We start from the raw sequence: 24,080 nt of genomic DNA, 5'->3' as shown, positions 1-24,080 counted from the left end.
GCCTACGGTTCGCGGAACCGCTGCCGGTCAGCGGAACATGCTCTCACGAAGTTGGATCAAGGTCCGGGCCAGCAGCCGGGACACGTGCATCTGCGAGATGCCGATCTCGCCGGCGATCTGCGACTGCGTCATGCCGCGGAAGAACCGCAGCACGATGATGCGCCGCTCGCGGTCGGGCAGCCCTTCGAGCATGCGGGCCAGCGTCTCGCGGTTCTCGACGCCCTCGAGCGCTTCGTCGTCCTTGCCGATGGTCTCGATGGTGCTGGGGGCGTTCTCGCCCGGCTCGGGGGAGTCGAGTGAGACGGTGCTGTAGGCGGACGCCGTCTCCAGCGCCTCCAGCACCTCGTCCTCGGTGGTGCGGGTGGCCTGCGCCAGCTCGGCGATGGTCGGCGAGCGGCCCAGCTGTTGCAGCAGGTCCGTCGTCGCCGTGCTGATCGACAGCCGCAGCTCCTGCAGCCGGCGGGGGACCCGGATGGCCCAGCCCTTGTCGCGGAACCAGCGCTTGATCTCGCCGAGGATCGTCGGCGTGGCGTAGGTGGAGAACTCGGCGCCGCGGCCGGGGTCGTACCGGTCGATCGCCTTGATCAGGCCGATGGTGGCGACCTGGACGAGGTCCTCGTACGGCTCGCCGCGGCCGGCGAAGCGGCGGGCGAGGTGCTCGGCGAGCGGCAGGTGCAGCGTCGTCAGGCGGTTGCGGATCTCGCCGCGCGCGGGGTCGTCGGCGTCGAGGCCGGCCAGCAGTTGCAGCAGGGCCCGGCTGGTGACGCGGTCGACCGTGCCGCGGGTGGGCTCGCCGTCCGCCGGCTCGACTTCGACCGGGCCGACCGCCACGACCGGCCGGACGACGTCGACGATCGGACCGGCGAGCTCCTCCTTGGCCTCGCTGGTCAGCCTCGCCTCAGCAGCGCCCACCGCCTGACTCAACCCCGCTTCTTCCGCAACATGATGGACACCCTGCCGTCCTCGGCCCGCGAGGCGACCTCGCCGGCCAGCGCCGACAGCACCGTCCAGGCGAAGCTGTCGCGGCTGGGGAGGTCGGTCTTCGCGGCCGGAACGGACACCACGACGTCGAGGATGTCGGTGTGCAACTGGAAGCTGCAGTGCATGTTCGAGCCGGGGACGGCCAGCGGGAGCAGCATGGCGCCGGCTTCGTCGACGGCGATGCGCAGGTCTTCGATCTCGTCGAGTGTGAACCCGATCCTGGCGGCCAGCCGGGCGGCGGTGGTCCGCAGCACGGTGAGGTAAGCGCTGGACGCCGGTACCTGAAGCTCTACCAGGTCACCGAACGACGAACCGGACTCGCTCACCAAACCTCCTCGTGTGTGGTGCTCCCGACCAGAGTGTCACACCCTGGCCCTCGACGCCCCGACGCATCCTGCCATCCGAGCCGGTCGGAGTGAACCCGGTGGGTCCCTATCCAATCGCTGGTCTCCTTTCCCTTGTGGGCCTCGCGGCTGCCAGGGACCTCGCGGTCGGCGCTTTACTAGGCTCAGGGGATGTTCGCCGCCTACGCCTCCTCCCTGGACGCCGCCGACCCGCTCGCCGGGCTGACCCTGGGGGAGCGGCCCGAGCCGCCGGTCCCGGACGGCTGGACGGCGGTGACGGTGCGGGCGGCGGCGCTCAACCACCACGACCTCTGGTCGCTGCGCGGCGTCGGCCTCGACCCGAGCCGATTGCCGATGATCCTCGGCTGCGACGCCGCGGGCGTCACCGACGACGGCCGCGAGGTCCTCGTCCACGCCGTCGTCTCCCACCCCGACTGGCGTGACGACGAGACGCTCGACCCCAAGCGGACGCTGCTGTCCGAACTGCACCCGGGCACGTTCGCGCAGCGGGTCGCGGTGCCGTCGCGGAACCTGGTGCCCAAGCCGTCCGCGCTGTCGTTCGAGGAGGCCGCGTGCCTGCCGACCGCGTGGCTGACGGCGTACCGGATGCTGTTCACGCAGGCTCGGGTGGTGCCCGGGCAGACGGTGCTCGTGCAGGGCGCCGGCGGCGGGGTGGCGACGGCGCTGGTGGCGCTGGGCGCGGCGGCCGGGGCGCGGGTCTGGGTGACGTCGCGGAACCCCTCGAAGGCCGCGCGGGTGACGTCCCTGGGCGCCGACGAGGTGTTCGCCACGGGCGCGCGGCTGCCCGAGCGGGTCGACGCCGTCATGGAGACGGTGGGCGCGGCGACGTGGCAGCACTCGGTGCGGTCGCTGCGGCCGGGCGGCACGCTGGTGGTGTCCGGCGCGACGTCCGGATACGTCGCCGAGACCGAGCTGAACCGGGTGTTCTTCCTGCAGTTGCGGGTCGTCGGCTCCACGATGGGCACCCGCGACGAACTGGCCCGGCTGCTGGCGTTCTGCGAGCGGACCGGCCTGCGCCCGGTGGTCGATCGGGTGCTGCCGCTGGCCGACGCCCGGGACGGTTTCGCCGCGCTCGACGCCGGCGACGTCTTCGGCAAGGTCGTCTTCACGCCGTAGCGGGGCGAGGACGTGACGTGAGACCCCAGCGAACTCAGGACTCGGCGCGGGGCGCCCGGCGGTCCTTCACCGGTGTGATCGGCGCTTCGATGCCCAGCCAGGGGTACCAGCCGCCGTTGAGGACGAGGTAGGCGAGCAGGCCGTAGCCGGTCTGGTCGGGGTGCAGGCCGTCGTCGGCGCGAGCGGTCCGCCAGGCGTCCTTGGCCGAGAGCGGGCCGAACGTCGGGATGTACGGGACGCCGCGGTCGCCGCACAGCCGCGCCCACGCGGCGTCCAGCTCGCCGATGCGGGCCAGCATGGGGTCATCGCCGACGGGTGGGGGCCCGACGACGAGCACCGGGACGCTCACCGAGGAGAGCCCGAACTCCAGCGCCGCCACCGACCGTGCGACCGGCACGCCCCGGAACGCGTCGGCCACGCCGGGCGCCAGCACGACGCGGTGCTCGTCGCCGCGGGCGAAGCGGGGCGCGCACTCCATCGGCATGCGCACGACCATCTCCTCGGTCGCCTCGCCGCGCACGCCCAGCGAGTACGCCGTCAGCGCGACCCCGGTGGACGACGGTGTGCGCGCGGCCACCCGGCCGACCCAGCCGAGCGCCTTCGGGTCACCGACCCCGGCGACGAAGGAGTCGCCGAAGACGCACACCCGGACGTCGCGGGGGTCCGTCACTCGGCGTCGCCGCCGGTGTCGTCGTCCTCGTCGTCGGCGCGGGCCAGCCAGGTGGCCAGCCGCTCGACCGGGGTCTCGAACTCGGGGTTCTGGTCGACGAAGTAGCGCAGCCGCTCGGCCAGCCAGCTCAGGGTGACCTGTTCGTCACCCCGGCGCTCGTCGAGTTCCTCGATGCCGCGGTCGGTGAAGTACATCAGGCGAACGCGGCGTCGTGCAGCGCCTTCTGCTGGTCGAGGTGGACGCTGTGGTTGCCGACGGCCGGCGACGTGCTGGCCGGCCGGGTGACCGGCCGGAGCGGGACGCCGTCGGGCAGTTTCGGCGCCAGGTGCAGCGCCATGAACGGCCACGGACCCATGTTCTCGGGCTCGTCCTGGACCCAGCGGATCTCACGCAGGTTCGGGTACGCCGCGAGCGCCGTCGCGATCTCCTGCGCGGGCAGCGGGTACAACTGCTCGACCGGGAGGATCGCGGTGTGGTCGTCGGAACGCTTGGTGCGCTCGGCCAGCAGCTCCCAGGTGATCTTCCCGCTGCACAGCAGCACGCGGTCGACCTTCGCGGCGTCCAGCGGCTCGGGGTCGGGCAGCACCGGCCGGAAGGTGGTGGTGCCGGTGAAGTCGTCGGGTACGGACACGGCGCGCTTGTTGCGCAGCATGGACTTCGGCGTGAAGACCACCAGCGGCCGGTGCTGCGCTTCGAGTGCCTGCGAGCGCAGCAGGTGGAAGTGCGACGCCGGCGTGGACGGCTGCGCCACCCGGAACGCGTCCTCGGCGCCCATCAGCAGGAACCGTTCCATGCGCGCGGACGAGTGGTCGGCGCCCTGGCCCTCGTAGCCGTGCGGCAGCAGCAGCACGACGCCGGAGTACTGGCCCCACTTGGCCTCGCCGGCGCTGATGAACTCGTCGATGATGGTCTGCGCGCCGTTGGCGAAGTCGCCGAACTGCGCCTCCCACAGCACCAGCGCGTCGGGCCGGGCCACCGAGTAGCCGTACTCGAAGCCCATGGCCGCGAACTCCGACAGCAGGGAGTCGTAGGCGTAGAACTTCGCCTGCGACTCGTCGAGGTGCTGCAGCGGGAGGTACGACTCGCCGGTCTTGCGGTCGACCAGCGACGCGAACCGCTGGACGAACGTGCCGCGGCGGGAGTCCTGGCCGGCCAGCCGCACCGGGCGGCGGTCGAGCAGCAGCGCGCCGAAAGCGGTGATCTCGGCCGTGGCCCAGTCGATGTTGCCCTCGGTGAGCGCCTGCGCCCGGCGCTGCACCTGCGGCAGCACCTTCGGGTGGACGGTGAAGCCGTCGGGCACCGTGAGGTAGGCGTCGGCGATGCGCTTGAGCACCTCGGGCGTGGTGGCGGTGACGACCGCGCCCTCGGGCGCCGGCTTGTCGGGGTAGGTGGGCACCGTGGTGACGGTGGTCGGCGCCGCCTGCCGGGTCTCGGCGAACACCCGCTCCAGCTGCTGCTGGTAGTCGAGCAGGACCTGCTCGGCCTCCTCGATGGTGATGTCGCCGCGGCCGATCAGCGCCTCGGTGTAGAGCTTGCGCACCGGCCGCTTCGCCTCGATGAGGTCGTACATGAGCGGCTGGGTGTAGCTGGGGTCGTCGCCCTCGTTGTGGCCGCGCCGGCGGTAGCAGACCATGTCGATGACGACGTCCTTCTTGAACGTCTGCCGGAACTCGAAGGCCAGCCGGGCCACCCGGGTGCATGCCTCGGGGTCGTCGCCGTTGACGTGGAAGATCGGCGCCTGCACCATGCGCGCGACGTCGGTGGAGTACATCGACGAGCGGGACTGGTCGGGCGACGTGGTGTAGCCGACCTGGTTGTTGACGACGACGTGGACGGTGCCGCCGGTGCGGTAGCCGCGCAGCTGCGAGAGGTTCAGCGTCTCGGCCACGACACCCTGGCCGGCGAACGCGGCGTCACCGTGCACCAGGATCGGCAGCACCGGGAACTCCTCGCCGCGGTCGAGGATGTCCTGCTTGGCCCGCGCGATGCCCTCGAGCACCGGGTTGACCGCCTCGAGGTGGCTCGGGTTCGCCGTCAGCGACACCTTGATCTTCGAGCCGTCGAGCGCGGTGAACTCGCCGTCGGCGCCCAGGTGGTACTTGACGTCGCCGGAGCCTTGGACGGTGCGGGGGTCGATGTTGCCCTGGAACTCGCCGAAGATCTGCGCGTAGCTCTTGCCGACGATGTTGGCCAGCACGTTCAGCCGGCCGCGGTGGGCCATGCCGATGCAGGCCTCCTGCAGCCCGGCCTCGGCGGCGGCCTCGACGACCTCGTCGAGTACCGGGATCAGCGACTCGCCGCCCTCGAGCGAGAACCGCTTCTGCCCGACATACTTCGTCTGCAGGAAGGTCTCGAACGCCTCGGCCTGGTTGAGCTTGAGCAGGATGCGCAGCTGGTCCTCGCGCGCGGTGAGGTCGACCGGCTTCTCGACCCGCTCCTGGATCCAGCGCCGCTGCTCGGGCTCCTGGATGTGCATGTACTCGATGCCGACGGTGCGGCAGTAGGCGTTGCGCAGCACGCCGAGGATGTCGCGCAGCAGCATGAACCGCTTGGTGCCGCCGAACGAACCGGTGGCGAATTCGCGGTCGAGGTCCCACAGCGTGAGGTTGTGGGTGCTGATGTCGAGGTCGGGGTGCGTGCGCTGCTTGTACTCGAGCGGGTCGGTGTCGGCCATGAGGTGGCCGCGCACGCGGAAGGCGTGGATGAGCTCCAGCACCCGGGCCTGCTTGCTGACCTCGTCCTCGTGGCTGGTGGTGACGTCAATGGCCCAGCGGATCGGCTCGTACGGGATGCGCAGCGCGCGGAAGATTTCGTCGTAGAAGCCGTCCTGGCCCAGCAGCAGCCCGTGCACGATGCGCAGGAAGTCGCCGCTCTGGGCGCCCTGGATGATGCGGTGGTCGTAGGTGCTGGTGAGCGTCATGGTCTTGGAGACGCCCACCCGGGCCAGCGTCTCGGGCGCCGCGCCCTGGTACTCGGCCGGGTACTCCATGGCGCCGACGCCGATGATGGTGCCCTGGCCCTTCATCAGCCGCGGCACCGAGTGCACCGTGCCGATGGTGCCCGGGTTGGTCAGCGTGATGGTGGTGCCCTGGAAGTCGGCGACGGTGAGCTTGTTGTCGCGGGCCCGGCGGACGACGTCTTCGTACGCGGCCCAGAACTCGGCGAAGGTCATGGCCTCGGCGCCCTTGATGCTGGGGACCAGCAGCTGCCGGGTGCCGTCGGGCTTCTTCATGTCGATGGCCAGGCCGAGGTTGACGTGCTGCGGCTTGGCCAGCGCCGGCTTGCCGTCGTTGTCGGCGAAGGCGTAGTTCATGTCGGGCATCTGGCGCAGCGCCTTGACCAGCGCGTACCCGATGATGTGCGTGAACGAGACCTTGCCGCCGCGGGACCGGGCGAGGTGGTTGTTGACGACGATGCGGTTGTCGACCAGCAGCTTGGCCGGGACGGCGCGCACGCTGGTGGCCGTCGGGACCTCGAGGCTGGTCTCCATGTTGGTGGCCGTGCGGGCCGGCGCGCCGCGCAGCGGGACGATCTCGGGCTGGCCGGCCGAGGTGTCCTGCGGCTGGGCCGGCGCCTTGGCCGGCTGCGCCGGGGTGGGCCGCGGCGCGGCCTTGGCGGCGGTGGTGGTCGGCTTCGCCGGGGCGGCCTGCGTCGTTGCGGCCTGCGCCGGCGCGGCGGCGGGCTGGGTAGTCACGGTGGTCCTCGCGGGGGACGTGGCAGTGGCGGTCGGGGCGGGGTTCGGTGTGGCGGCGGTGGCGGTGCCCGGCGGCGCGTCCGGGGCGGCATCGGCGGCCTTGCGGCCGGCGAAGAACTCCGCCCACTGAGGGTCGACACTGGAGGGGTCTTCGAGCCAGCTCTCGTAGAACTCCTCGACGAGCCACTCGTTCGGTCCGAATCCCGATTCCGGGCCGGTAGGGGCCACTGTCGCGTTCGCCTTCTTCCGTTCGAATCTGCGCGGCTGCTCTGGTACAGGGTAGTCGGGGTCACCGCCTCCGCGCATCGGCGCAATCGTGGCCTAGATCACTCGGGCCGACAAGTCGAGATCCTGTCCACCGTCGGGGGCATCCCTGACCGGTCCCGGAGATGCCGGTCCGGGCCTTCTACCCGGTCCCGCACGGCCGTTACGCTGGCGGCGAACCCTGGGGGTGCCCGAGTGATCGACCAGTACGTGGCCCAGTTGCGCCGCGAGGTGCGCGGACCGCTGCTGCCCCGGCGCGGCATGCTCCGCGAACTGCGCGACGGCCTGCTCGACGCCGCCGACGCGCACCGGGCGGCCGGCGCCTCCGACCCCGAGGCGCAGCGGCTGGCCGTCGAGGAGTTCGGGCCGGTCGAGGTGGTCGCGGCCGACCTGCGCACCGAGCTGGCGGCCGTGGCCGCGCGCTACCTGGCCGGGCTGGTCGTCGTCCTCGGCTCCGTGCAGTTCGCGCTGGCCACCTATACGTGGACCACGGCGGCCGCGGCGCAGGGCTGGCCGGAGCCGGCGCCGTGGTACGGCATGCTGTCGCGCGCCGTCGACCTCTCCAGCTTCGCGTTCATGGCGCTGGCCGCCGTCGCGGTGCTGGCGCTGGGGCGCGGCGCCCGGCTGCTGCCCACGCGTCGCGTGGTGCGGGTGATGGCCGTCGTGACGCTCGTCGACGTCGTCCTGCACGTCGTCAGCGGCGCGCTGCTGAGCGCGTTCGCGCCGGCCAGCATGGCGGTGTGGGACGGGCCGGAGCTGGTGGCGATGTCGCTGCTCTCGGTGGGGTCGACGCTGTGGATCAGCTGGCTGGCGGTGAGCTGCCTGCGGCTGACGTCACGCCGGGCCCAGGATGGCGTTCATGACGCTGCTCATCTCGCTCCAGGCCTGCTGCTGCGCGGCTAGGTAGGCCCTGCCGCCGCGGGTGATCTCGTACGTGCGCCGCTTGCGGCCGCCGACGGTGTCCCAGGAGCTGCGCAGGTAGCCCAGCCGCTCCAGCCGGCGCAGCGCGGGGTAGAGCGTGCCCGTGGGGAGGTCGACGGCGCCGTCGCTGCGCTCGTGCAGCGCCTCGGAGACGCCGTAGCCGTGCAGCGGCCGGTCGCGCACGACGGCGAGGATCAGCGCGTCGAGGTTGCCGCGGAGGGCGTCGGCCTTCATGTCGGTAGTCTACGCATCATCATGTAGCGTGCCTACATGTAGACAGCCGAATCTACGCGGGAGGTGCGAGAATTGAGCGTGCTGGACCTGTCGCGGCTGCAGTTCGCGCTGACGGCGATCTTCCACTTCCTGTTCGTGGTGCTCACGCTCGGGCTGGCGCCGATCGTGGCGTTCCTCCAGACCCGCTGGGCCGTCACCGGGAAGGAGATCCACGAGCGGCTGACGCGGTTCTGGGGCCAGCTCTACATCGTCAACTACGCCATGGGCATCGTCGTCGGGCTGGCCATGGAGTTCCAGTTCGGCCTGCACTGGAGCGGTCTCATGACGTTCGCCGGCGACGTGTTCGGCGCGCCGCTGGCCACCGAGACACTGGTCGCGTTCTTCCTGGAGTCGACCTTCCTCGGCATGTGGATCTTCGGCTGGGGGCGGCTGAACCGCTGGGTGCACACGACGCTGATCTGGCTGGTCGTGCTGACGGCGTACCTGTCGGCGTACTGGGTCATGGTCGCCAACGGGTTCCTGCAGGATCCGGTCGGCCATGTCGTCGAGAACGGCGTCGCCCGCATCGACGACTTCGGCGCGCTGCTGACCAACCCGCAGGCCGTCGGCGCGCTGCTGCACATCGTCCCGGTCTGCCTGCTGACCGGCAGCGTCGTCATGGTCGGGATCTGCTCGTGGCACTTCCTGCGCGGCACCCCCGACGTCGACTTCTTCCGGCGTTCGCTGCGGGTCGCGGTCGTCGTGGGCGCGGTGTCGTCGGTGTTCGCCGTCGGCAACGGGTACGCCCAGTTCGGCTACCTCACCGACGAGAAGTCGCAGGTCTTCGACGGCGGCCACTGGGTCTCGTTCGCGTGGCCGCTGATGGAGATCAGCGGCACGCTGTACATGATGATCTTCTTCGGGCTGGCGTTCTTCCTGATCAAGAACGCGTTCGACCGTGCGCGGCCGGCCTGGCTGCGCCGGTTCTGGCACCGGTTCTACGTGTGGACGCTGCCCTGGCCGTTCGTGGTGGTGGCCTGCGGCTGGCTGCTGCGCGAGGTGGGCCGGCAGCCGTGGGTCGTCTACGGCGAGCTGACCACGGCCGAGGCGGTCTCCGATCATGCGGCCGGCACCGTGCTGACCAGCCTCGTGCTGTTCGGCCTGCTGTTCGCGACGCTGGCAGTGCTGGACTGGTGGCTGATCGCCCGGCTGGCCAGGCGCGGCCCGCACGACCTCGTGCTCGGCTCCGACGGCATCGGCCGCGAGGAGCCCGAGTTCGTGCTCGCGGGGAAGGATTGAGATGGACGTGCTCTGGCTGGGCCTGCTCGGGCTGCTGGTCACCGGCTGGTCGGTGCTCGACGGCGCCGTCCTCGGGCTGGGCGCGTCGCTGCGTCGCATCGGGCGCGACGGGCCGGAGCGGCGGCTGCTGCTGACCGCGCTCGGGCCGTTCCTGCTCGGCGGCGAGGTATGGCTGGTCGCGACGTTCGGCATCCTGATCGGCGCGTTCCCCGGGCTGGAGAAGGATCTGCTGTCCGCCTACTACCCGGTGGTCGTCGGGCTGGTGGCGTCGTGGATCCTGCGCGACATCGGCATCTGGTTCCGCAGCCGGCGTCCGTCGCCGTCGTGGCGGCGCGGCTGGGAGCGGGTCGTCGTGGTGGCCAGCACGACCATGCCGTTCGCCTGGGGGCTACTGCTCGGAAATGTCGTCCAGGGGGTGCCGACGGACGGGCGGCCAGGGGTTGAGACACTGTTCGGGCCGTATTCACTGTTGTGGGGGGCCGTCGTGGTCGCCGTGTTCACGCTGCACGGCGCGGTGTTCGCCGCGCTGCGGCTGCCGCCTGGGCACCGTACGCGCACCGCCGTCACGGTGCGCCGGTCCGGTATGGCCGCGCTGGCGCTGCTGGCGGCCGTCGCCGTCGCCACGCCCGTGTTCGGCGCCGGCCTCGACCGGCCGCTGCCGGCCGCCGTGCTGGGCGTCGCCGCCGCCGCGGCCGTGCTGCTGGCGCTGCGGCTGTACGAGCGTGGGCGCGACGGCTGGGCCTACGTCTGCACCGCCGTCGCCGCGGCCGCGCCGGTGCTGGCCGCGGGCGTCGCGTCGGCGCCGCGGCTGCTCGACGGCCTCGCCACGTCCGGCACCCTCGACCTGCTGGCGGTCGTCGTCGCCCCGCTGGTCCCGGTCCTGCTCGCCGTCCAGGCGTGGATGTGGTGGACGTTCCGGCACCGCGTCGGCGTCGGATCGGCGGTGTTCTTCTGAGTCAGCTCGCCCGCCGGCTGCTGGCCGGACTGCCCGGCTACCGCGTCGTCGCCGCCGCCTTCACCCTGCTGGCGGTGGCGGCGGCCGTCGCGATCCTGGTGCAGGCCGAACTGCTGGCCCGGCTGCTCGCCGACGGCGTCCTCGACGGGCCGTCCGCGGGCTCGCTCGCCGCGACGCTGGCGCTGCTGGCCGGCGTGTTCGCGGTCCGGGCCGGGTTGTCGTGGGCGCAGCAGGCGCTGGCGCAGCGGGCCGCGGCGTCGGTGAAGGCCACGCTGCGGCGGCGGGTGCTGCGGCGCACCCAGGAGCTGGGCCCGGGCTGGCTGTCCGGCCAGCACACCGGCGGCCTGACGACGACGCTCGGCCGCGGCCTCGACGCGCTGGACCCGTGGTTCACCGGCTATTTCCCACAGCTGTTCCTGGCGGCGGTCATCCCGCTCGCGGTGCTGGTGCGCATCGCCGTCGCCGATCTCGCGTCCGCGGTGATCATCCTGGTCACGCTGCCGCTGATCCCGATCTTCGGCGCGCTGGTCGGCATGTCGACGAAGCGGGCCACCGAGCGGCAGTGGCGGGCGCTGGAGCGGCTCGGCGGGCACTTCCTCGACGTCGTCGCCGGGCTGCCGACGCTGCGCGCGTTCGGCCGGGCCAAGGCGCAGGCCGAGCAGGTCCGCCGTATCGCCGACGAGCACCGCTCGGCCACCATGGGCACGCTGCGCATCGCGTTCCTCTCGTCGCTGGTGCTGGAGCTGGTCGCGACGCTGTCCGTCGCGCTGGTCGCGGTGCCGATCGGGCTGCGGACGCTCAACGGCGGGCTCGGGCTGGAGACGGCGCTGCTGGTGCTGCTGCTCGCGCCCGAGGCGTACCTGCCGCTGCGGGCGCTCGGTTCGCAGTTCCACGCGAGCACCGAAGGGCTGGCCGTCGCGGAGCGCTGCTTCGCGGTGGTCGACGCCGAGGACGGGCGCCCGGCGCGGGTGACCGTCGCCGGGGCCGTCGCGCCCGACGCCGCCGGTGGCATCCGGTTCGAGGGCGTCACGGTGCGCTATCCCGGCCGCGACGAGGCCGCGCTCGACGCCGTCACGCTCGCCGTCGCCCCGGGTGAGCGGGTCGCGCTGGTCGGGCCCAGCGGCGCGGGCAAGAGCACACTGGTGAACGTGCTGCTCGGGCTGGTGCCGCCGACGTCCGGGCGGGTGCTGGCCGGCGGCGTCGACCTCGCGGCGTCCGACCCGGAGGACTGGCGGCGGCAGCTGGCCTGGGTTCCGCAGCGGCCGCACCTGTTCGCCCGCACCGTCGCCGAGAACATCCGGCTCGGCCGCCCCGGCGCCACCGACGACGAGGTCGTGCGGGCCGCCACGCTGGCGCACGCCGACGAGTTCGTCCGCCGGCTGCCGCGCGGCTACGAGACGCCGCTGGGCGAGCGCGGCGCCGGGCTGTCCGCCGGGCAGCGCCAGCGCGTCGCTTTGGCCCGCGCGTTCCTGCGCGACGCCCCGTTGCTGCTGCTGGACGAGCCGACCGCCGGGCTCGATGCCGGGAGCGAGGCCGTCGTCGTCGAGGCGACCGCGCGGCTGATGTCCGGCCGGACGGTGCTGGTGGTCGCGCACCGCCCGGCGATGGTCCTCGACGCCGGCCGTGTCGTGACGCTGGAGCGCGGCCGCATCGCCGGGCCGACGCCCGCGGAGGTGGGCTGATGGTGCGGCGGCTGGCGGGTCTGCTCCGGGCTCATGTGGGCCGATTGCTGGTCGCGGTGTCGGCGTCGGTGGCGACCGAGCTGGCCGCGCTGGCGCTGATGGGCACCGCCGCCTGGCTGCTGGCCCGGGCCGCCGAACAGCCGCCGCTGGCCGCGTTGTCGCTGGCCATCGTCGGTGTCCGCGGGTTCGCGACCGGCCGCGGCGTGTTCCGCTACGCCGAACGGCTGGCCAGCCACGACGCCGCCCTGCGGGCCCTGGCGACGCTGCGTGGAAGGGTCTACGACGCGCTGGTGCCGCTGGCGCCGTCCGGGTTGCCCGCCTACCGCAGTTCCGACCTGCTCAGCCGCATGGTGTCCGACGTCGAGGCCGTGCAGGACCTCGTCGTGCGGGTGCTGGTGCCGGTGAGCACCGCGATCGTGGTGGCCGGGGTCGCCATCGGGTTCTCCGCCGTCGTGCTGCCGTCCGCGGCCGTCGTGCTGGCGGCCGGGCTGGTGCTGGCCGGGCTGGTCGTCCCGCTGCTCGTGGTGGCGACGGAGCGGCGCACCGCCCGGCGGCTGGCGCCGACCCGGGCCGAGCTGGCCGCGCACCACACCGACCTGCTGCAGGGCAGCGCCGACCTCGCGGTGTTCGGCGCCACGGCGACGGCGCTGGCCGACGCGGAGCGGGCCAGCGAGCGGCTGGCCCGGCTGGAGCGGCGCACCGCGCTGACGACGGCGCTCGCCGGGGCCGCGGCGATGCTGGTGCAGGGCCTGACGACGGTCGCGGTGACGGTGCTGGCGCTGGGCGCGCGCCACGACGGCGGGCTGGCCGGGGTCATGGTGCCGGTGGTCGCGCTGGTCGCCCTGATCTCGTTCGAGCCGGTGCTGCCGTTGGTGCCGGCCGTGCAGCGGCTGCTGGAGGCGCGGTCGGCGCTGCGCCGGGTGCTCGCCGTGCTGGACACCCCGGCGCCGGTGGCCGAGCCCGGCGCGTCCGCGCTGCCGGCGCCGTCCGGGCCGGTGACGGTGGCGCTGCACGGGGTCTCCGTCCGCTACCCGGGCGCCGACGTCGACGCGGTCGACGGCGTGGACCTCACGTTGACGCCGGGCCGGCGGGTCGCCGTCGTCGGGGCCAGTGGATCCGGCAAGAGCACGCTGCTGGCCTGCCTGATGCGCTTCATCGAGCCGTCGGCCGGGACCGTGCTGCTGAACGGCAGTCCGATGCAGGACTACGACGGCGACGACGTGCGCGCCGTCATCACCGGCGTCACCCAGGACGCGCACCTGTTCCACACGTCGATCCGCGAGAACCTGCGCCTCGCCCGGCCGGACGCGTCCGACGACGACCTGCTGGCCGCGCTGGGGACGGCCCGGCTGCGCGACTGGGTCGAGTCGCTGCCGGGCGGGCTGGACACCATGGTCGGCGAGTCCGGCGGGCAGGTCTCCGGCGGCCAGCGGCAGCGGCTGGCGCTGGCCCGGGCGCTGCTGTTCGACCCGCCGGTCGTGCTGCTGGACGAGCCGACCGAGGGCCTCGACCCGCGCACCGCCGACGACCTCATGACCGACCTGCTCGCCTCCACCCGTGGCCGTACGACGGTCGTCGTCACCCACCGCCTGGCCGGGCTGGACGCCGTCGACGAGATCGTGGTGATGGACGCCGGGCGGGTCGTGCAGCGCGGCACCCACGCCGAGCTGGTCGCCGCCGACGGCGCCTACCAGGACCTGTGGTGGGCGTCGCGGCCGGTCAGCTCGCCGACGTGAGCGCGCGGGACAGATCGTCCCAGAGGTCCTCGACGTCCTCGATGCCGACGGACAGCCGGAGCAGCGACTCGTCGACCGCCGGGCTCTCGGTGGGCCAGCGCCGCCGCCGCTCCAGCGACGATTCGACGCCGCCGAGGCTGGTCGAGTGCACCCACAACTGGACCGCCGCGACCACGGCGTCGGCGCCGGCCGCGCCGCCGGCCACCTCGATCGAGCACATCGTCCCGGAGCCGGGGTAGCGCACGACGTTCACGGCCGGGTGCGCGCGCAGCCGCGACGCCAGCTCCGTCGCGTTGGCCTGGGCCCGCTCCAGCCGCACCGACAGCGTCCGCAGCCCGCGCACGGCGAGGTAGGCCTCCATCGGGCCGGGGATCGCGCCGTGCAGCCGGCGGTGCGCGTCGAGGCGGTCGTACAGGGTGTCGTCGGCCGTCACGACCGCGCCGAGCACGACGTCGGAGTGGCCGGCCAGCAGCTTGGTGACGCTGTGCACGGCGATGTCGGCGCCCAGCTCCAGCGGCCGCTGCAGCAGCGGCGTCGCGAACGTGTTGTCGACGACGGTGAGCGCGCCGGCCGCGCGGGCCGCCGTGGCCGCCGCCGCGATGTCGGCGACGTCGAGGTTCGGGTTGGTCGGCGACTCCAGCCACACCATCGCCGCGCCCTTCGCCGCCGCGGCGATGCCGTCGGCGTCGGTGACCGCCACCTGCCGCAGCGTCAGCCGCCCCTGCGTGGCCCGCTCGCGCAGCAGGTCCAGCACGCCGAGGTACGCGCAGTCGGGCGCGACGACGACGGCGCCCTCCGGCAGCAGCGACATGACGGCGTCGGAGGCGGCCAGGCCGGACGCGTACGCGAGCGCGCGGCCGCCCTCGAGGTCGCCGAGCGCCGACTCCAGCGCCGTCCACGTCGGGTTGCCGTAGCGGCCGTAGCCGACGTTGCCGCCGGCGTGGAACGTCGAGGCGAACGTGACCGGCTCGTTCAACGCGGCGTCGGCCGCGCGGGCGGGACGGCCGGTGGTGACGACACGCGTGGCGGGGGAGTGCGACATGCCGCCAGTATCGGTCACGTCGCCGTGGGCCCGAGTGTCAGCGTCACCGTCGCCGTGCGCTCCTCGCCCGGAGCGATGGTGACCTGCGTCCCCGTCGTCGACCGCACGCCCGCCACCCCGGCGTCGGGCCAGCTGGTCGCGGGTTCCAACGCGAGCACGTACGCACCCGAGTACCACGGGAAGCCGGCCCGCCCACCCGCCTCCAGCCAGTACCACGCGTGCGGCATCAGCGCGGTGTCCCAGGTGAGGTCGGCCCGCAGCCCCAGCTCGTCGTTGACGATGCCGGCCCGGCCCTCGGTGAAGTCGGACAGGAACGCCAGCCGGCTGACCCCGGACCCCGGCGCGGGGACGCGATCGAACCCGTCGCCGGGCCACGCCGCGGGCGTCGTGGGGTCCAGCCAGATCGTCCGCGCGGCCGCCTCGACCCGCGTCGCCGGGCCGACCAGCGGCGCGCCGAACGCCGGGTGCTGGCTCCACATCACCTCGACCGGCTCGGCGCCGTCGTTGCCTGCCGTCTCCGTCACCGTGACCGCGGGCCCGTCGACCTCGATGCGCTTGACGAGGGAGAACGGGCTGCGGACGAGGTCGGTGCGCAGCTCGACGGCGGCCGGGCCGGTCGCCGTCCAGTCGTAGGAGGCCAGCCAGGCCTCGCCGTGCATGCCCCACTCGACGCCGTGTTCCCGGCTCGGCGCGCCCGCGTTCGGGAACACCGTCTGCCAGCCGCCCGGGTAGGCCTGCATGAGCAGCGCCTCGCTGCTGCCGGTCGTGACGTGCTCGCCGCGCGGGCGCAGCCCCCACCGGGTCCGCCACATCACCTCGACGTCGAGCGGGCGCCAGCGCACCGACGTGACGTCGCCGCCCTTGCCCGGCACGACGTCGACGCTCAGCTCGTCGGACGTGAGGTGGACGATCTCCCAGCCGCGGTGCGTCGACACGTTCGGTTCGCTCACCCGGTCACCTTAGGGCTCGGGGTGCCGGGCGTCGTAGCGGAGGAACCGGCGCTGCGTCACCGCCAGCGCGCTGACGATCGCGACGCAGGCCAGCCCGCCCAGCACTGCCGCCCACGCCTCGCCGCTGAGCTCGGCCAGTGAGCCGAGCACGAGGTCGCCCAGCCGCGGCCCGCCGGCCACCACGACGATGAACACGCCCTGCAGCCGCCCGCGCAGCTCGTCCGGCGTGGCCGCCTGCAGGATCGTCATCCGGAACACCGCGCTGACGGTGTCGGCGGCGCCGGCCAGCACCATGCAGAACGCCGCCGGCCACAGCGCCCAGTGCACGACGCCGTCCTCCGGGCCGCTGACGACGAGCAGCACCAGGCCGAACGCGACCACCGCCAGCGCCCACGCGATGATCGCCACCACCACGGCGAGGCCCTGCCGGCGCACGTGCCCCAGCGGCCCGGAGAACAGCCCCGCCAGGAACGCGCCGACCGCCATCCCGGCCACCAGGATGCCCACCGTCGTCGGCCCGCCGCCCAGCACCGCCGCCGCGACCGCCGGGAACAGCACCCGCGGCATCGCCAGCACCATCGCGCACAGGTCCACCAGGAACGTCATGCGCACGTTCGGCCGGGTCCGCAGGTACGACAGGCCCTCCAGCACCGACCGCAGCCCGGCCCGGCGCACCGTCCCCTGCGGTGGCATCGGCGGCAGCGCCAGCAGCGTCGTCAGCGCGAACGTCAGCAGCACCGCCTCGATGCTGTACGTCCAGCCGTAGCCGACCGAGTCGATCAGCACGCCCGCCAGCAGCGGCCCGATCGTCAGGCCGAAGCTCATCGACATGCTGCCCAGCGCGTTTGCCGCCGGCAGCAGCGGGCCGGGCAGCAGCCGCGGGATGATCGCCGTCCGCGCGGGCGAGTTCACCGCGAAGAACCCGTTCTGCACCGCGACCAGCGCGTACAGCAGCCACACGTTCCCGAGGTCCAGCCACGCCTGAACCGCGAACCCGGTCGCCACCGCCAGCAGGCCGGCCGAGCTGACGATCACCACCCGCCGCCGGTCGTACGCGTCGACGATCGCCCCGCCGTAGAGGCCCAGCGCCACCAGCGGCGCCAGCGCGAACAACCCGACCAGCCCCACCCGGAACGTCGACCCGGTCAGGTCGTACACCTGCAACCCGACGGCGACGGTGGTCAGGTGGGTGCCGATGCCGGACAGCGTGATGCCGATCCAGAGCCGGCGATACGGGACACTGACCTTGAGCGGCGTAAGGTCCAACAGCAGCCGGCGCACCTGGACATCCTTCCAGCGCGTCGATGTCGTCATCGCACCAGGCCGCCTTACGGCCTGCGAACGGTAGGGCAGGTGGTCTGCGAACGGTAGCGTAGAACGCCTGCTGACGGTAGCTTGGCAAGGTGGCTCAGTACCTGCCCCGCATCGTCGATGCCCAGCTCGACGAGTTCCTCCAAGGCCTGCCCGCCGTCGCCGTCGAAGGGCCGAAGGCCGTGGGCAAGACGGCGACGGCGCGGCGACGAGCCGCCGAAGGGCTGGCCCTGGACGATCCGGACCTACGCCGGCTGGTCGCCGCCGATCCGACTCGCATCGATCGGGTCGGCGGCACACTGCTGGTGGACGAGTGGCAGCGATATCCACCGGTCTGGGATCTCGTCCGCCGATCGGTCGACCGCGACGGGCGACCCGGCCGCTTCCTGCTCACCGGGAGTGCGGCGCCGGCAGAGGCTCCCGTGCACTCCGGCGCCGGTCGCATCGTGCAGGTCAGGATGCGACCGATGAGCCTTGCGGAACGTGGGCCGGACCGCCCGACGGTGAGTCTTGCCGCACTGCTGGCGGGGACACCCGGCGCGATCGCGGGCGATGCGACCCTCGATCTGCCGGCCTACGTCGAGGAGATTCTCAGGTCGGGGTTCCCCGGAATCCGGCAGCTGGCCCCGCGCCCGCGGAGGGCGCAGCTCGACGGATACCTCACGCGCGTCGTCGAGCACGACTTCGCCGAGCAGGGGCACCGCGTGCGCCGTCCGGCCACGCTCCGCGCCTGGCTCGCAGCTTATGCGGCGGCCACCGCCAGCAGCGCGTCCTACAACTCCGTGCTCGACGCCGCCACCGCCGGTGAGTCGGACAAGCCGGCCAAGACCACCACGATCGTGTACCGGGACGTGCTCGAGCAGCTGTGGTTGCTGGATCCGCTGCCGGCATGGTTGCCGGTCGACAACCCGGCGACCCGGCTGGCGCAGGCGCCGAAACACCACCTCGCCGATCCTGCGCTGGCGGCACGGCTGCTCGACCTCGACGAAACGGCCCTGCTGTCCGCGACGCCCGTCGGCTCGGCCGGCCTGCGCCGGGCCATGACCGGTCCGCTGTTCGAGTCGCTGGTGGCGCTCAGCCTGCGGGTGTATGCCCAGGCCGCCGAGGCGCGCGTCCACCATCTGCGGACCCGCAACGGTGACCACGAGGTGGACTTCGTCATCGTCGGGCCGGACGGTCGCATCGTGGCGTTGGAGGCCAAGGTCGCCCGCACGGTCGACGACCGAGATGTCGTCCATCTGAACTGGCTCCGGTCGGTATTGGGGGCCACCGTCGCCGATGCCGCCGTCGTCACGACGGGAGGCCACGCCTACCGTCGGCCCGATGGCATCGCGGTGGTGCCCGCGTCGTTGCTCGGTCCCTGAGAAGGGTCGCCGTCACCCAGCGTGACCGAGGCGGGTCACATCACGATGCCGTAACAACGAGTGGCCCCGGCCCCCGCACGAGGCGGGGGCCGGGGCCACTCGGTTCAGCTGGTGCTAGCTACCTGGTGATCAGGCGGTGGTGTTGCGGCGGGCGCGAACGGCCACCGCGGCGCCGCCGGCCAGCAGCAGCGCGATGCCGCCGACGACCATCCAGGTGGTGCCGGACGAACCGGTGTCGGGGAGGTCCTCGTCACCGTCCTCGCCGTTGCCGTTGTCGCCGCCGTCACCGTTGGACACGGTGAAGGAGGCCACGGCCTCGGAGCTGGACAGCTCGGGGTCGCCGCCCTCGAGGCTCGCCTGAGCGGTGATGGTGTACTCACCCTCCGGCAGGTCCTCGGCGGGGTCGAACGTCCAGTTGCCGGCGTCGTCGGTCGCGAACTCGCCGGCCCACTCCTCGACGTCGTCCTGGCCCTCGGCACGCAGGCCCAGGCGCGGCTGCGCGTCGTCGCCAGCGGCGTCGGCAGCCTCCTCGAGCAGCAGGCCGATGTCGGCGCCGGCGAACGAGGTGCCCTCGAAGTTCACGTCACCGGCGACGGTCGAGCCGTCCTCCGGAGCCGTGACGGTGACGGCGGCGGCCTCGATGCCGAGGCCGGCGACCGTGACCTTCTGGGTGTCGTCCTCGAAGGTCTGCGTGACGACGGCGTCGAAGCGCACGCCGACCGGCAGGTCGCTCTCCGGGGCGATCGTCCAGGAGCCGTCCTCGCCGACCTCGGCGGAGCCGAACTCGGCGTCGCCGACCGTCAGGGCGACGGTGGCGCCGGGCTGGCCGGTGCCGGAGAAGGGCGGACGGGCGTCGCCGGTGGTCTGGCCCTCGGTCGGGGCGTCGACCGCGAGGTCCTCGACCTGCTTCTCGACGACCTCGAAGCTGCCCGTCGTCTCGCCACCGGTGGTGACGTCGGACGCACCGTTCGCGGTGTGCGAAGCGGTGGCGGTGTAGTTGTACGTGCCAGGCGCGAGCGCCTCGTCGACCTTGGCGCTCCAGGCGCCATCGGCGCCGACGGTGCCCTCGACGGTCGGGCCGTCCTCGATCGCCACGGTGACCGTGGCGCCCTCGGCGGCGTCGATCGAACCCGAGATGGTCGGCGTCTGGCCGGTGGTGGCGCCGTCCTCCGGCGAGGTGACGGCCGGCGTGCCGACGTGGATCGACAGGCTGTAGGCGTCGCCGAACAGGGTCTCGGCGTTGGCCGAGCCGCTGGTGACGGCGAAGCCGCCGCCGATGTCACCGTCGAAGCCTTCGGCCGGGTCGTAGTCCGTCGCCGGGTCCCAGTTGCTGGAGTCGCAGGTGGCCGTGGTGGCCGCGGTGGAGAACGAGTCGACGCCCAGGGCGTAGTTGCCCGAGACGATCGCGCCACCGCTGTCACCGGACAGCATGCAGGCGGTGAAGATGAACGCCGTGACGGTCTCTTCGGTGCTCAGCTGGACGGTGTCCTCGGCGTAGAGGACCTCGCCGCAGGTCCAGCCCGACGTGGCGCCGGACTTGCAGGCCGGCTGGCCCGCGATGGCGTCGGTGGAGTCGTAGACGTTCACGGACTCGCCGGCGTCGGGAGCCTCCGTGCCGCCGCCCCAGGTCGCGACCTGGGGGACCGGGGTCCAGCTCGGCTCGGTGATGTTGAGCAGACCACCGTCGTTGCCGTCCTCGCCGGCGCCGAAGTGCATCGGCCCGTTCTCACCCAGCGGCTCGCTGAGGAACGGCGGCATGTTGCCCGGGGTGCCGACCCACGAGTCGCTGTCGAACAGCGGGCCGTCGAGCGGCAGGTGGAACATCGGGTGGCCCTCGTCGAACTCGTAGCCGCAGTGGCCCGCGGTGAAGTTGACGGGGTTGCCGCCCGAGGTGCCGTTGAGGCCGGCCGAGCAGCGGTAGAGCGCGCTCGGAGCCTCGGGGTCGTCGGCGGTGGCGTAGCCGTAGCCGCCCTTGAAGTCGTCCTGGGCGTAGAGCTCCTGCTGCTCAAGGCCGTCGGGGACCTCGGGGACGCCGACCTTGACGGTGGCGCCGACCGCCTCGGCGGCGGCGACATCGGCCTCGGCCTCGACGTAGATGGTGACGTCCTGGCCGCTGATGGCAGAAGCGTTGATGTTCACGCCGGCGGCCTCGAGCTCCGCGACGACGTCAGCGGCGACCTTGGCGGCCGCCGCGTTGGCGAGGTACTCCTCGGCGGAGATGCCGAGGTCGCGCTGGATGGCCTCCACGAGGCCGGTGGGGAGCTCATCGGCCTGGGGGGCGAACGCCTCCGTGGCGAACGTCTGCAGAGTCCCGGTGACGGACTCCTCCTCGGCCGATGCGGCCGTGGAGGTGATGACGACGCCCGCGCTCACGAGAGCGCAGACGCCCATCACACCGGAGACCCTCGCGACGCCACGACGGCGCAGCAGGGCTGTGCTCACAGTAACTCCAAAATGAAATGTCATTGACATGGAATGCACCGGTGCTCCGCCGGCGAGGTGGAACTGCCGACGGCACCCCGGAGCCTGTGTCACCCTACAGCACCGTTCTGCCGCATATTCAAGTACTCGGCACCTATCAGGGTGAATGTCCGACATCACGCTGTGTGACGAGAAATTTGAATGCTCAAGTGGTGAATGTCGCAATTCGGGCACAACCACCGCGTTGACCGTTGGTGTCACGAGGAGATGCGCAGGTCGCCCCGCGTGTCGCGGGTGTGTTGGCAGACGCTCTGAGGCGGGTGCGGTGTGGCGGCCGCGTCAGCCGGCGGTTCGGCGACGGCGCCAGGCGAGGGCGCCGGCGACGGCGACACCGGCGAGGACGATTCCGGCTGCCGCGGCGAGCACGCTACCGGGCAGTCCGTCGTCGCCGTCGGAGGCGGGGTCGGCGGGGCCGTCGAGGCCGCCCGCCGACCGGGCGGTCGCCGTCACGTCGACGGTGACGGGGGCGGACGGCTCGGAGGTGAGGTCGTCGACGGACTGGGTGGCGACGACGACGTGCCGCCCGGCGGGCAGCGTGGCATCCAGCTGGACCGTCCACGCGCCGTCGGCGCCGGCCTCGGTGGTCAGCTCCGGCGCGTCCGCCACGTCGGCGGCGGCGTCGGCGACGCGCACGGACACGGCGGCGCCCGGGACGCCGGCGCCGCTGAGGGCGCCCGCGTCGGTGGCGGCGATCCGGCCTCGCGGCGTGCTCACCACCGGCGCGCCCGGTGCGACGCCGACGCCGGCGACGGTGACCGAGGCGGCGGCGGGCTCCGTGGTCCCCGCGCCCGGCTGCACCGCGGCCGCGTCGTCCGCCTCCTGCGTCAGCACGGCGTCGAACCGGCCGGCCGGGCGGGCGGAGTCGGCCCGCAGCGACCAGGTGCCGTCGGCGCCGACGGTGGTGCGGGCCAGCTCCTCGCCGCCGACGGTCAGGATCACGGCGGCGCCGGACTGGCCGGTGCCCTCGAAGGCGAGCCGCCCGTCCGGGCTGACGTGGCCGGGTGCGGGCCAGCTCACGCCGAGCCCGGCCCGCTCCGCGACCTCGAACTCGCCGGTCGTCTCCGCGGACGTGACGGGGTCGTCGCCGGTCGCGGGGCGCAGCGTGGTGCGCGCGGTGTAGGAGTACGTGCCCGGCTCCAGCGCGCCGCCGACCGGCGCGCTCCACCGGCCGGTCGCGCCGACCTCCGCCTCCAGCTCCGGCCCGTCCTCGATCTCGACGGTGACGACGGCGCCCGCGGCGGCGTCGGCGGTCCCGGTGAACGTGGGCGTCGGTCCGGCGGGGGCGTCGTCGGCGGGCGCGGCGACCTCGGGCGCGCCGACGCGCACCGCGAGGTCCCAGTCCGCGCCGTAGAGCGCCTCGACGTCGGTGAGGGCGTAGCCGACGCTGAGGTCGTCGCCGCCCGCGACGGGGTCGCCGTCGGCGCAGGTCGATCCGGGCCAGGTCGAGCCCGAGCTCAGGCCGAGCGCGTACGTCCCGGCGGTGATCGCGCCACCGCTGTCGCCGGGCAGCACGCACGCGTCGAACAGGAAGCCGGTGACGTCCTGGCCGCTCACCGGCACGGTCGTCCGTGCGTCGAGGATGCGCCCGCAGTTCCAGCCGGACGCGACGCCGGCCGCGCAGACCGGCGCACCGGCCAGGGCGCGGGCGGAGTCGTGGACGGCGAGCGCGGTGTCGTCGGCGTCCCGGCCCCAGCCGGCCACCTCGGGCAGCACGTCGCCGTCGACGGAGATGAGGGCGGCGTCGTGGCCGTCGCCGAACGTGACGCTGTCCTGGACGTACTCGCCGAGTGGGTCGCCGATCAGGCCGGGCCATTCGAGCGGCTCGACGGTGGACAGCGGCGCGTCCGGCGTCACCGCGTCGACGCCGGTGGTGAACGGGCCGTCGGCGCCGACGCCGCAGTGACCGGCGGTCAGCAGCCGCGGCGAGCCGTGGGCGTCGGCGCCGGCGAACGCGGCGGAGCAGTGGTAGTCGGCCAGCGGGGCGCGGACGGCGACGCCGGTGCCGCCGACGTGCTCGTCCGAGCGCGCGGACAGCCGCACCTGGCGGACCGGTTCGCCCCGGACGCCCGCGCCGACGGCGACGACCCGCTCGGCCGCTCGGTCGATGTAGGCGAGTTTGTTCTGCGCACGGGCCGCGGCGAGCGCGTCGGCCAGGACGTCGCCGACCTGCACCTCCGCGCCGGCGTTGCGGGCGGCGATCGTGGCGCCGCGCCCGGTGACGGCGACGTGCAGCGTCTGGCCGTCCAGCCACGCCGACCGGACGGTGTCGCCGAGCGAGTCGACGACCCGGCCGGCCTGCCGCGCGGCCGCCGCCGTCGCCAGGTACTCCTCGGGCGACTGGCCGAGGTCGCGCCGGATCGCCTCGGTCAGCCCGGCCGGCAACTGCACGGCCTGGTCGGCGAAGTCGGCGGCGTCATAGGCGCGCATCCGGACCTCGGGCGCGGCCGGCGTGGTGTCGACCTCGAGGGCCGTGGCGGGACCGGCCGTGGCCAGCACACCGCCGGCGACGACGAAGGCGGCGGCGACGCCGAGCAACCGGCGGCCGAGCGACGTTGCGTCCACCGGCGTCCCGTTTCCCCTCTGACCGAAGTCCCCCGAACCGGATGTACCGGTCGAATCGCTGATCAGCGGCCCGGCCGGCCGCTCCGCCGACCGAGGCTACCCAATGCCTAGGCCGGCCCAACCGTTGATGTGTCAGGAATCACCCGTATGGGCGACCCGCCATCGTCCGGTGGTGACATCACGGGTGCGACGGCGCCGGCGCCTGGCCCTCGACCTCGAAGGTGAGCTCGTCGGCGTAGCAGTACCACCAGTCCTCGCCCGGCTCGAACGACCGGATGATCGGGTGGTCGGAGTGCTCGTTCGCGTGCGCCGTGGCGTGCTTGCCCGGCGAGCTGTTGCAGCAGCCCACGTGCCCGCAGGCCATGCACATGCGCAGGTGCACCCAGCGGCCGCCGACGCGCAGGCACTCTTCGCAGCCGGTGCCCGACGGCGTCACCTCGGCGACGGTGTCGAGGTGCGTGCAGGTCCTCATGG

At 73.3% G+C, this 24,080-nt stretch carries 19 protein-coding genes; 7 read left to right on the top strand and 12 right to left on the bottom strand.

The window, feature by feature from the left end; genetic code table 11:
• Positions 1-27 precede the first annotated feature (27 nt).
• Both ACW62_RS06370 and ACW62_RS06365 read right to left on the bottom strand, forming a co-directional pair.
• Entirely contained in the window at positions 28-924 is an 897-nt protein-coding gene (locus ACW62_RS06370) for an RNA polymerase sigma factor SigF (protein ID WP_205629172.1), read from the bottom strand.
• Positions 921-1,310 (bottom strand): ATP-binding protein, encoded by a 390-nt coding sequence (locus ACW62_RS06365; RefSeq protein ID WP_053203255.1) that lies wholly within the window; start codon positions 1,308-1,310, stop codon positions 921-923. The genes ACW62_RS06370 and ACW62_RS06365 overlap by 4 nt, the downstream gene beginning before the upstream one ends.
• 186 nt (positions 1,311-1,496) lie before the next feature.
• On the opposite strand from ACW62_RS06365, the gene ACW62_RS06360 reads away from it, so the two are divergent.
• Positions 1,497-2,462 carry a zinc-binding dehydrogenase gene (locus ACW62_RS06360; RefSeq protein ID WP_053203254.1) on the top strand — a complete coding sequence of 322 codons (966 nt, stop codon included), beginning with the start codon at positions 1,497-1,499 and terminating at the stop codon, positions 2,460-2,462.
• Positions 2,463-2,496: 34 nt separating this feature from the next.
• Here the strand turns inward: ACW62_RS06360 and ACW62_RS06355 are convergent, their stop codons facing one another.
• Genes ACW62_RS06355 through ACW62_RS06345 form a run of 3 tightly spaced genes read right to left on the bottom strand, consistent with a single transcriptional unit; the run spans position 2,497 to position 7,132 of the window.
• The gene (locus ACW62_RS06355; RefSeq protein WP_053203253.1) at positions 2,497-3,132 is read right to left on the bottom strand and encodes a GDSL-type esterase/lipase family protein; all 636 of its coding nucleotides are present in this window, start codon (positions 3,130-3,132) and stop codon (positions 2,497-2,499) included.
• Positions 3,129-3,326: a DUF6104 family protein gene (locus tag ACW62_RS06350; protein ID WP_053203252.1), complete on the bottom strand. Its 198-nt coding sequence runs from the start codon at positions 3,324-3,326 to the stop codon at positions 3,129-3,131. Before ACW62_RS06350 ends, ACW62_RS06355 begins: the two co-directional genes overlap by 4 nt.
• The gene (locus ACW62_RS06345) at positions 3,326-7,132 is read right to left on the bottom strand and encodes a multifunctional oxoglutarate decarboxylase/oxoglutarate dehydrogenase thiamine pyrophosphate-binding subunit/dihydrolipoyllysine-residue succinyltransferase subunit (RefSeq protein ID WP_083459348.1); all 3,807 of its coding nucleotides are present in this window, start codon (positions 7,130-7,132) and stop codon (positions 3,326-3,328) included. Before ACW62_RS06345 ends, ACW62_RS06350 begins: the two co-directional genes overlap by 1 nt.
• Before the next feature lie 153 nt (positions 7,133-7,285).
• Between ACW62_RS06345 and ACW62_RS06340 the strand changes: the two genes are divergently transcribed.
• Positions 7,286-7,993 (top strand): permease prefix domain 1-containing protein, encoded by a 708-nt coding sequence (locus ACW62_RS06340; protein ID WP_053203250.1) that lies wholly within the window; start codon positions 7,286-7,288, stop codon positions 7,991-7,993.
• On the opposite strand, the gene ACW62_RS06335 is transcribed toward ACW62_RS06340, so the two are convergent.
• A complete protein-coding gene (locus ACW62_RS06335; RefSeq protein WP_053203249.1) occupies positions 7,925-8,245 on the bottom strand; it encodes a PadR family transcriptional regulator in 321 nt (106 codons plus the stop codon). The two genes, ACW62_RS06340 and ACW62_RS06335, sit on opposite strands and share 69 nt — an antisense overlap.
• 72 nt (positions 8,246-8,317) lie before the next feature.
• On the opposite strand from ACW62_RS06335, the gene ACW62_RS06330 reads away from it, so the two are divergent.
• The 4 genes from ACW62_RS06330 to cydC are packed head-to-tail and all read left to right on the top strand — an operon-like array spanning position 8,318 to position 13,896.
• Entirely contained in the window at positions 8,318-9,523 is a 1,206-nt protein-coding gene (locus ACW62_RS06330; RefSeq protein ID WP_053203248.1) for a cytochrome ubiquinol oxidase subunit I, read from the top strand.
• 1 nt (position 9,524) lies between these two features.
• Complete coding sequence (locus ACW62_RS06325) at positions 9,525-10,478, top strand: cytochrome d ubiquinol oxidase subunit II (RefSeq protein WP_053203247.1); 954 nt, start codon at positions 9,525-9,527, stop codon at positions 10,476-10,478.
• Positions 10,475-12,160 carry a thiol reductant ABC exporter subunit CydD gene (gene cydD, locus ACW62_RS06320; RefSeq protein WP_053203571.1) on the top strand — a complete coding sequence of 562 codons (1,686 nt, stop codon included), beginning with the start codon at positions 10,475-10,477 and terminating at the stop codon, positions 12,158-12,160. The genes ACW62_RS06325 and cydD overlap by 4 nt, the downstream gene beginning before the upstream one ends.
• A complete protein-coding gene (cydC, locus tag ACW62_RS06315) occupies positions 12,160-13,896 on the top strand; it encodes a thiol reductant ABC exporter subunit CydC (RefSeq protein WP_053203246.1) in 1,737 nt (578 codons plus the stop codon). The genes cydD and cydC overlap by 1 nt, the downstream gene beginning before the upstream one ends.
• Here the strand turns inward: cydC and ACW62_RS06310 are convergent.
• From ACW62_RS06310 to ACW62_RS06300, 3 genes are read right to left on the bottom strand one after another with little or no spacing between them, the layout of a single operon-like run.
• Positions 13,880-14,938 (bottom strand): trans-sulfuration enzyme family protein, encoded by a 1,059-nt coding sequence (locus ACW62_RS06310; RefSeq protein WP_053203245.1) that lies wholly within the window; start codon positions 14,936-14,938, stop codon positions 13,880-13,882. The genes cydC and ACW62_RS06310 overlap by 17 nt on opposite strands.
• A gap of 14 nt (positions 14,939-14,952) precedes the next feature.
• The gene (locus ACW62_RS06305) at positions 14,953-15,888 is read right to left on the bottom strand and encodes an aldose 1-epimerase (RefSeq protein WP_053203244.1); all 936 of its coding nucleotides are present in this window, start codon (positions 15,886-15,888) and stop codon (positions 14,953-14,955) included.
• Between the two features lie 9 nt (positions 15,889-15,897).
• Positions 15,898-17,169 carry an MFS transporter gene (locus ACW62_RS06300; RefSeq protein WP_053203243.1) on the bottom strand — a complete coding sequence of 424 codons (1,272 nt, stop codon included), beginning with the start codon at positions 17,167-17,169 and terminating at the stop codon, positions 15,898-15,900.
• A gap of 122 nt (positions 17,170-17,291) precedes the next feature.
• Here ACW62_RS06300 and ACW62_RS06295 point away from each other — a divergent pair, with 122 nt between their 5' ends.
• Positions 17,292-18,563 (top strand): ATP-binding protein, encoded by a 1,272-nt coding sequence (locus tag ACW62_RS06295; protein WP_053203242.1) that lies wholly within the window; start codon positions 17,292-17,294, stop codon positions 18,561-18,563.
• Between the two features lie 129 nt (positions 18,564-18,692).
• Here ACW62_RS06295 and ACW62_RS06290 read toward each other — a convergent pair whose 3' ends face one another.
• From ACW62_RS06290 to ACW62_RS06280, 3 genes are all read right to left on the bottom strand, one after another.
• Entirely contained in the window at positions 18,693-21,005 is a 2,313-nt protein-coding gene (locus tag ACW62_RS06290; protein WP_157574445.1) for an Ig-like domain-containing protein, read from the bottom strand.
• 318 nt (positions 21,006-21,323) lie between these two features.
• Positions 21,324-23,606 carry a S1 family peptidase gene (locus ACW62_RS06285; protein ID WP_053203240.1) on the bottom strand — a complete coding sequence of 761 codons (2,283 nt, stop codon included), beginning with the start codon at positions 23,604-23,606 and terminating at the stop codon, positions 21,324-21,326.
• A 178-nt stretch (positions 23,607-23,784) separates the two neighbouring features.
• Positions 23,785-24,078 (bottom strand): UBP-type zinc finger domain-containing protein, encoded by a 294-nt coding sequence (locus tag ACW62_RS06280; protein ID WP_053203239.1) that lies wholly within the window; start codon positions 24,076-24,078, stop codon positions 23,785-23,787.
• Positions 24,079-24,080 lie beyond the last annotated feature (2 nt).

Origin of the sequence: Jiangella muralis (assembly GCF_001270745.1) — a bacterium.
GTDB classification, from domain to species: Bacteria; Actinomycetota; Actinomycetes; order Jiangellales; family Jiangellaceae; genus Jiangella; species Jiangella muralis.
The sequence above is the reverse complement of the archived record's forward strand: the minus strand, read 5'-3'. Positions and strand labels throughout refer to the sequence as shown.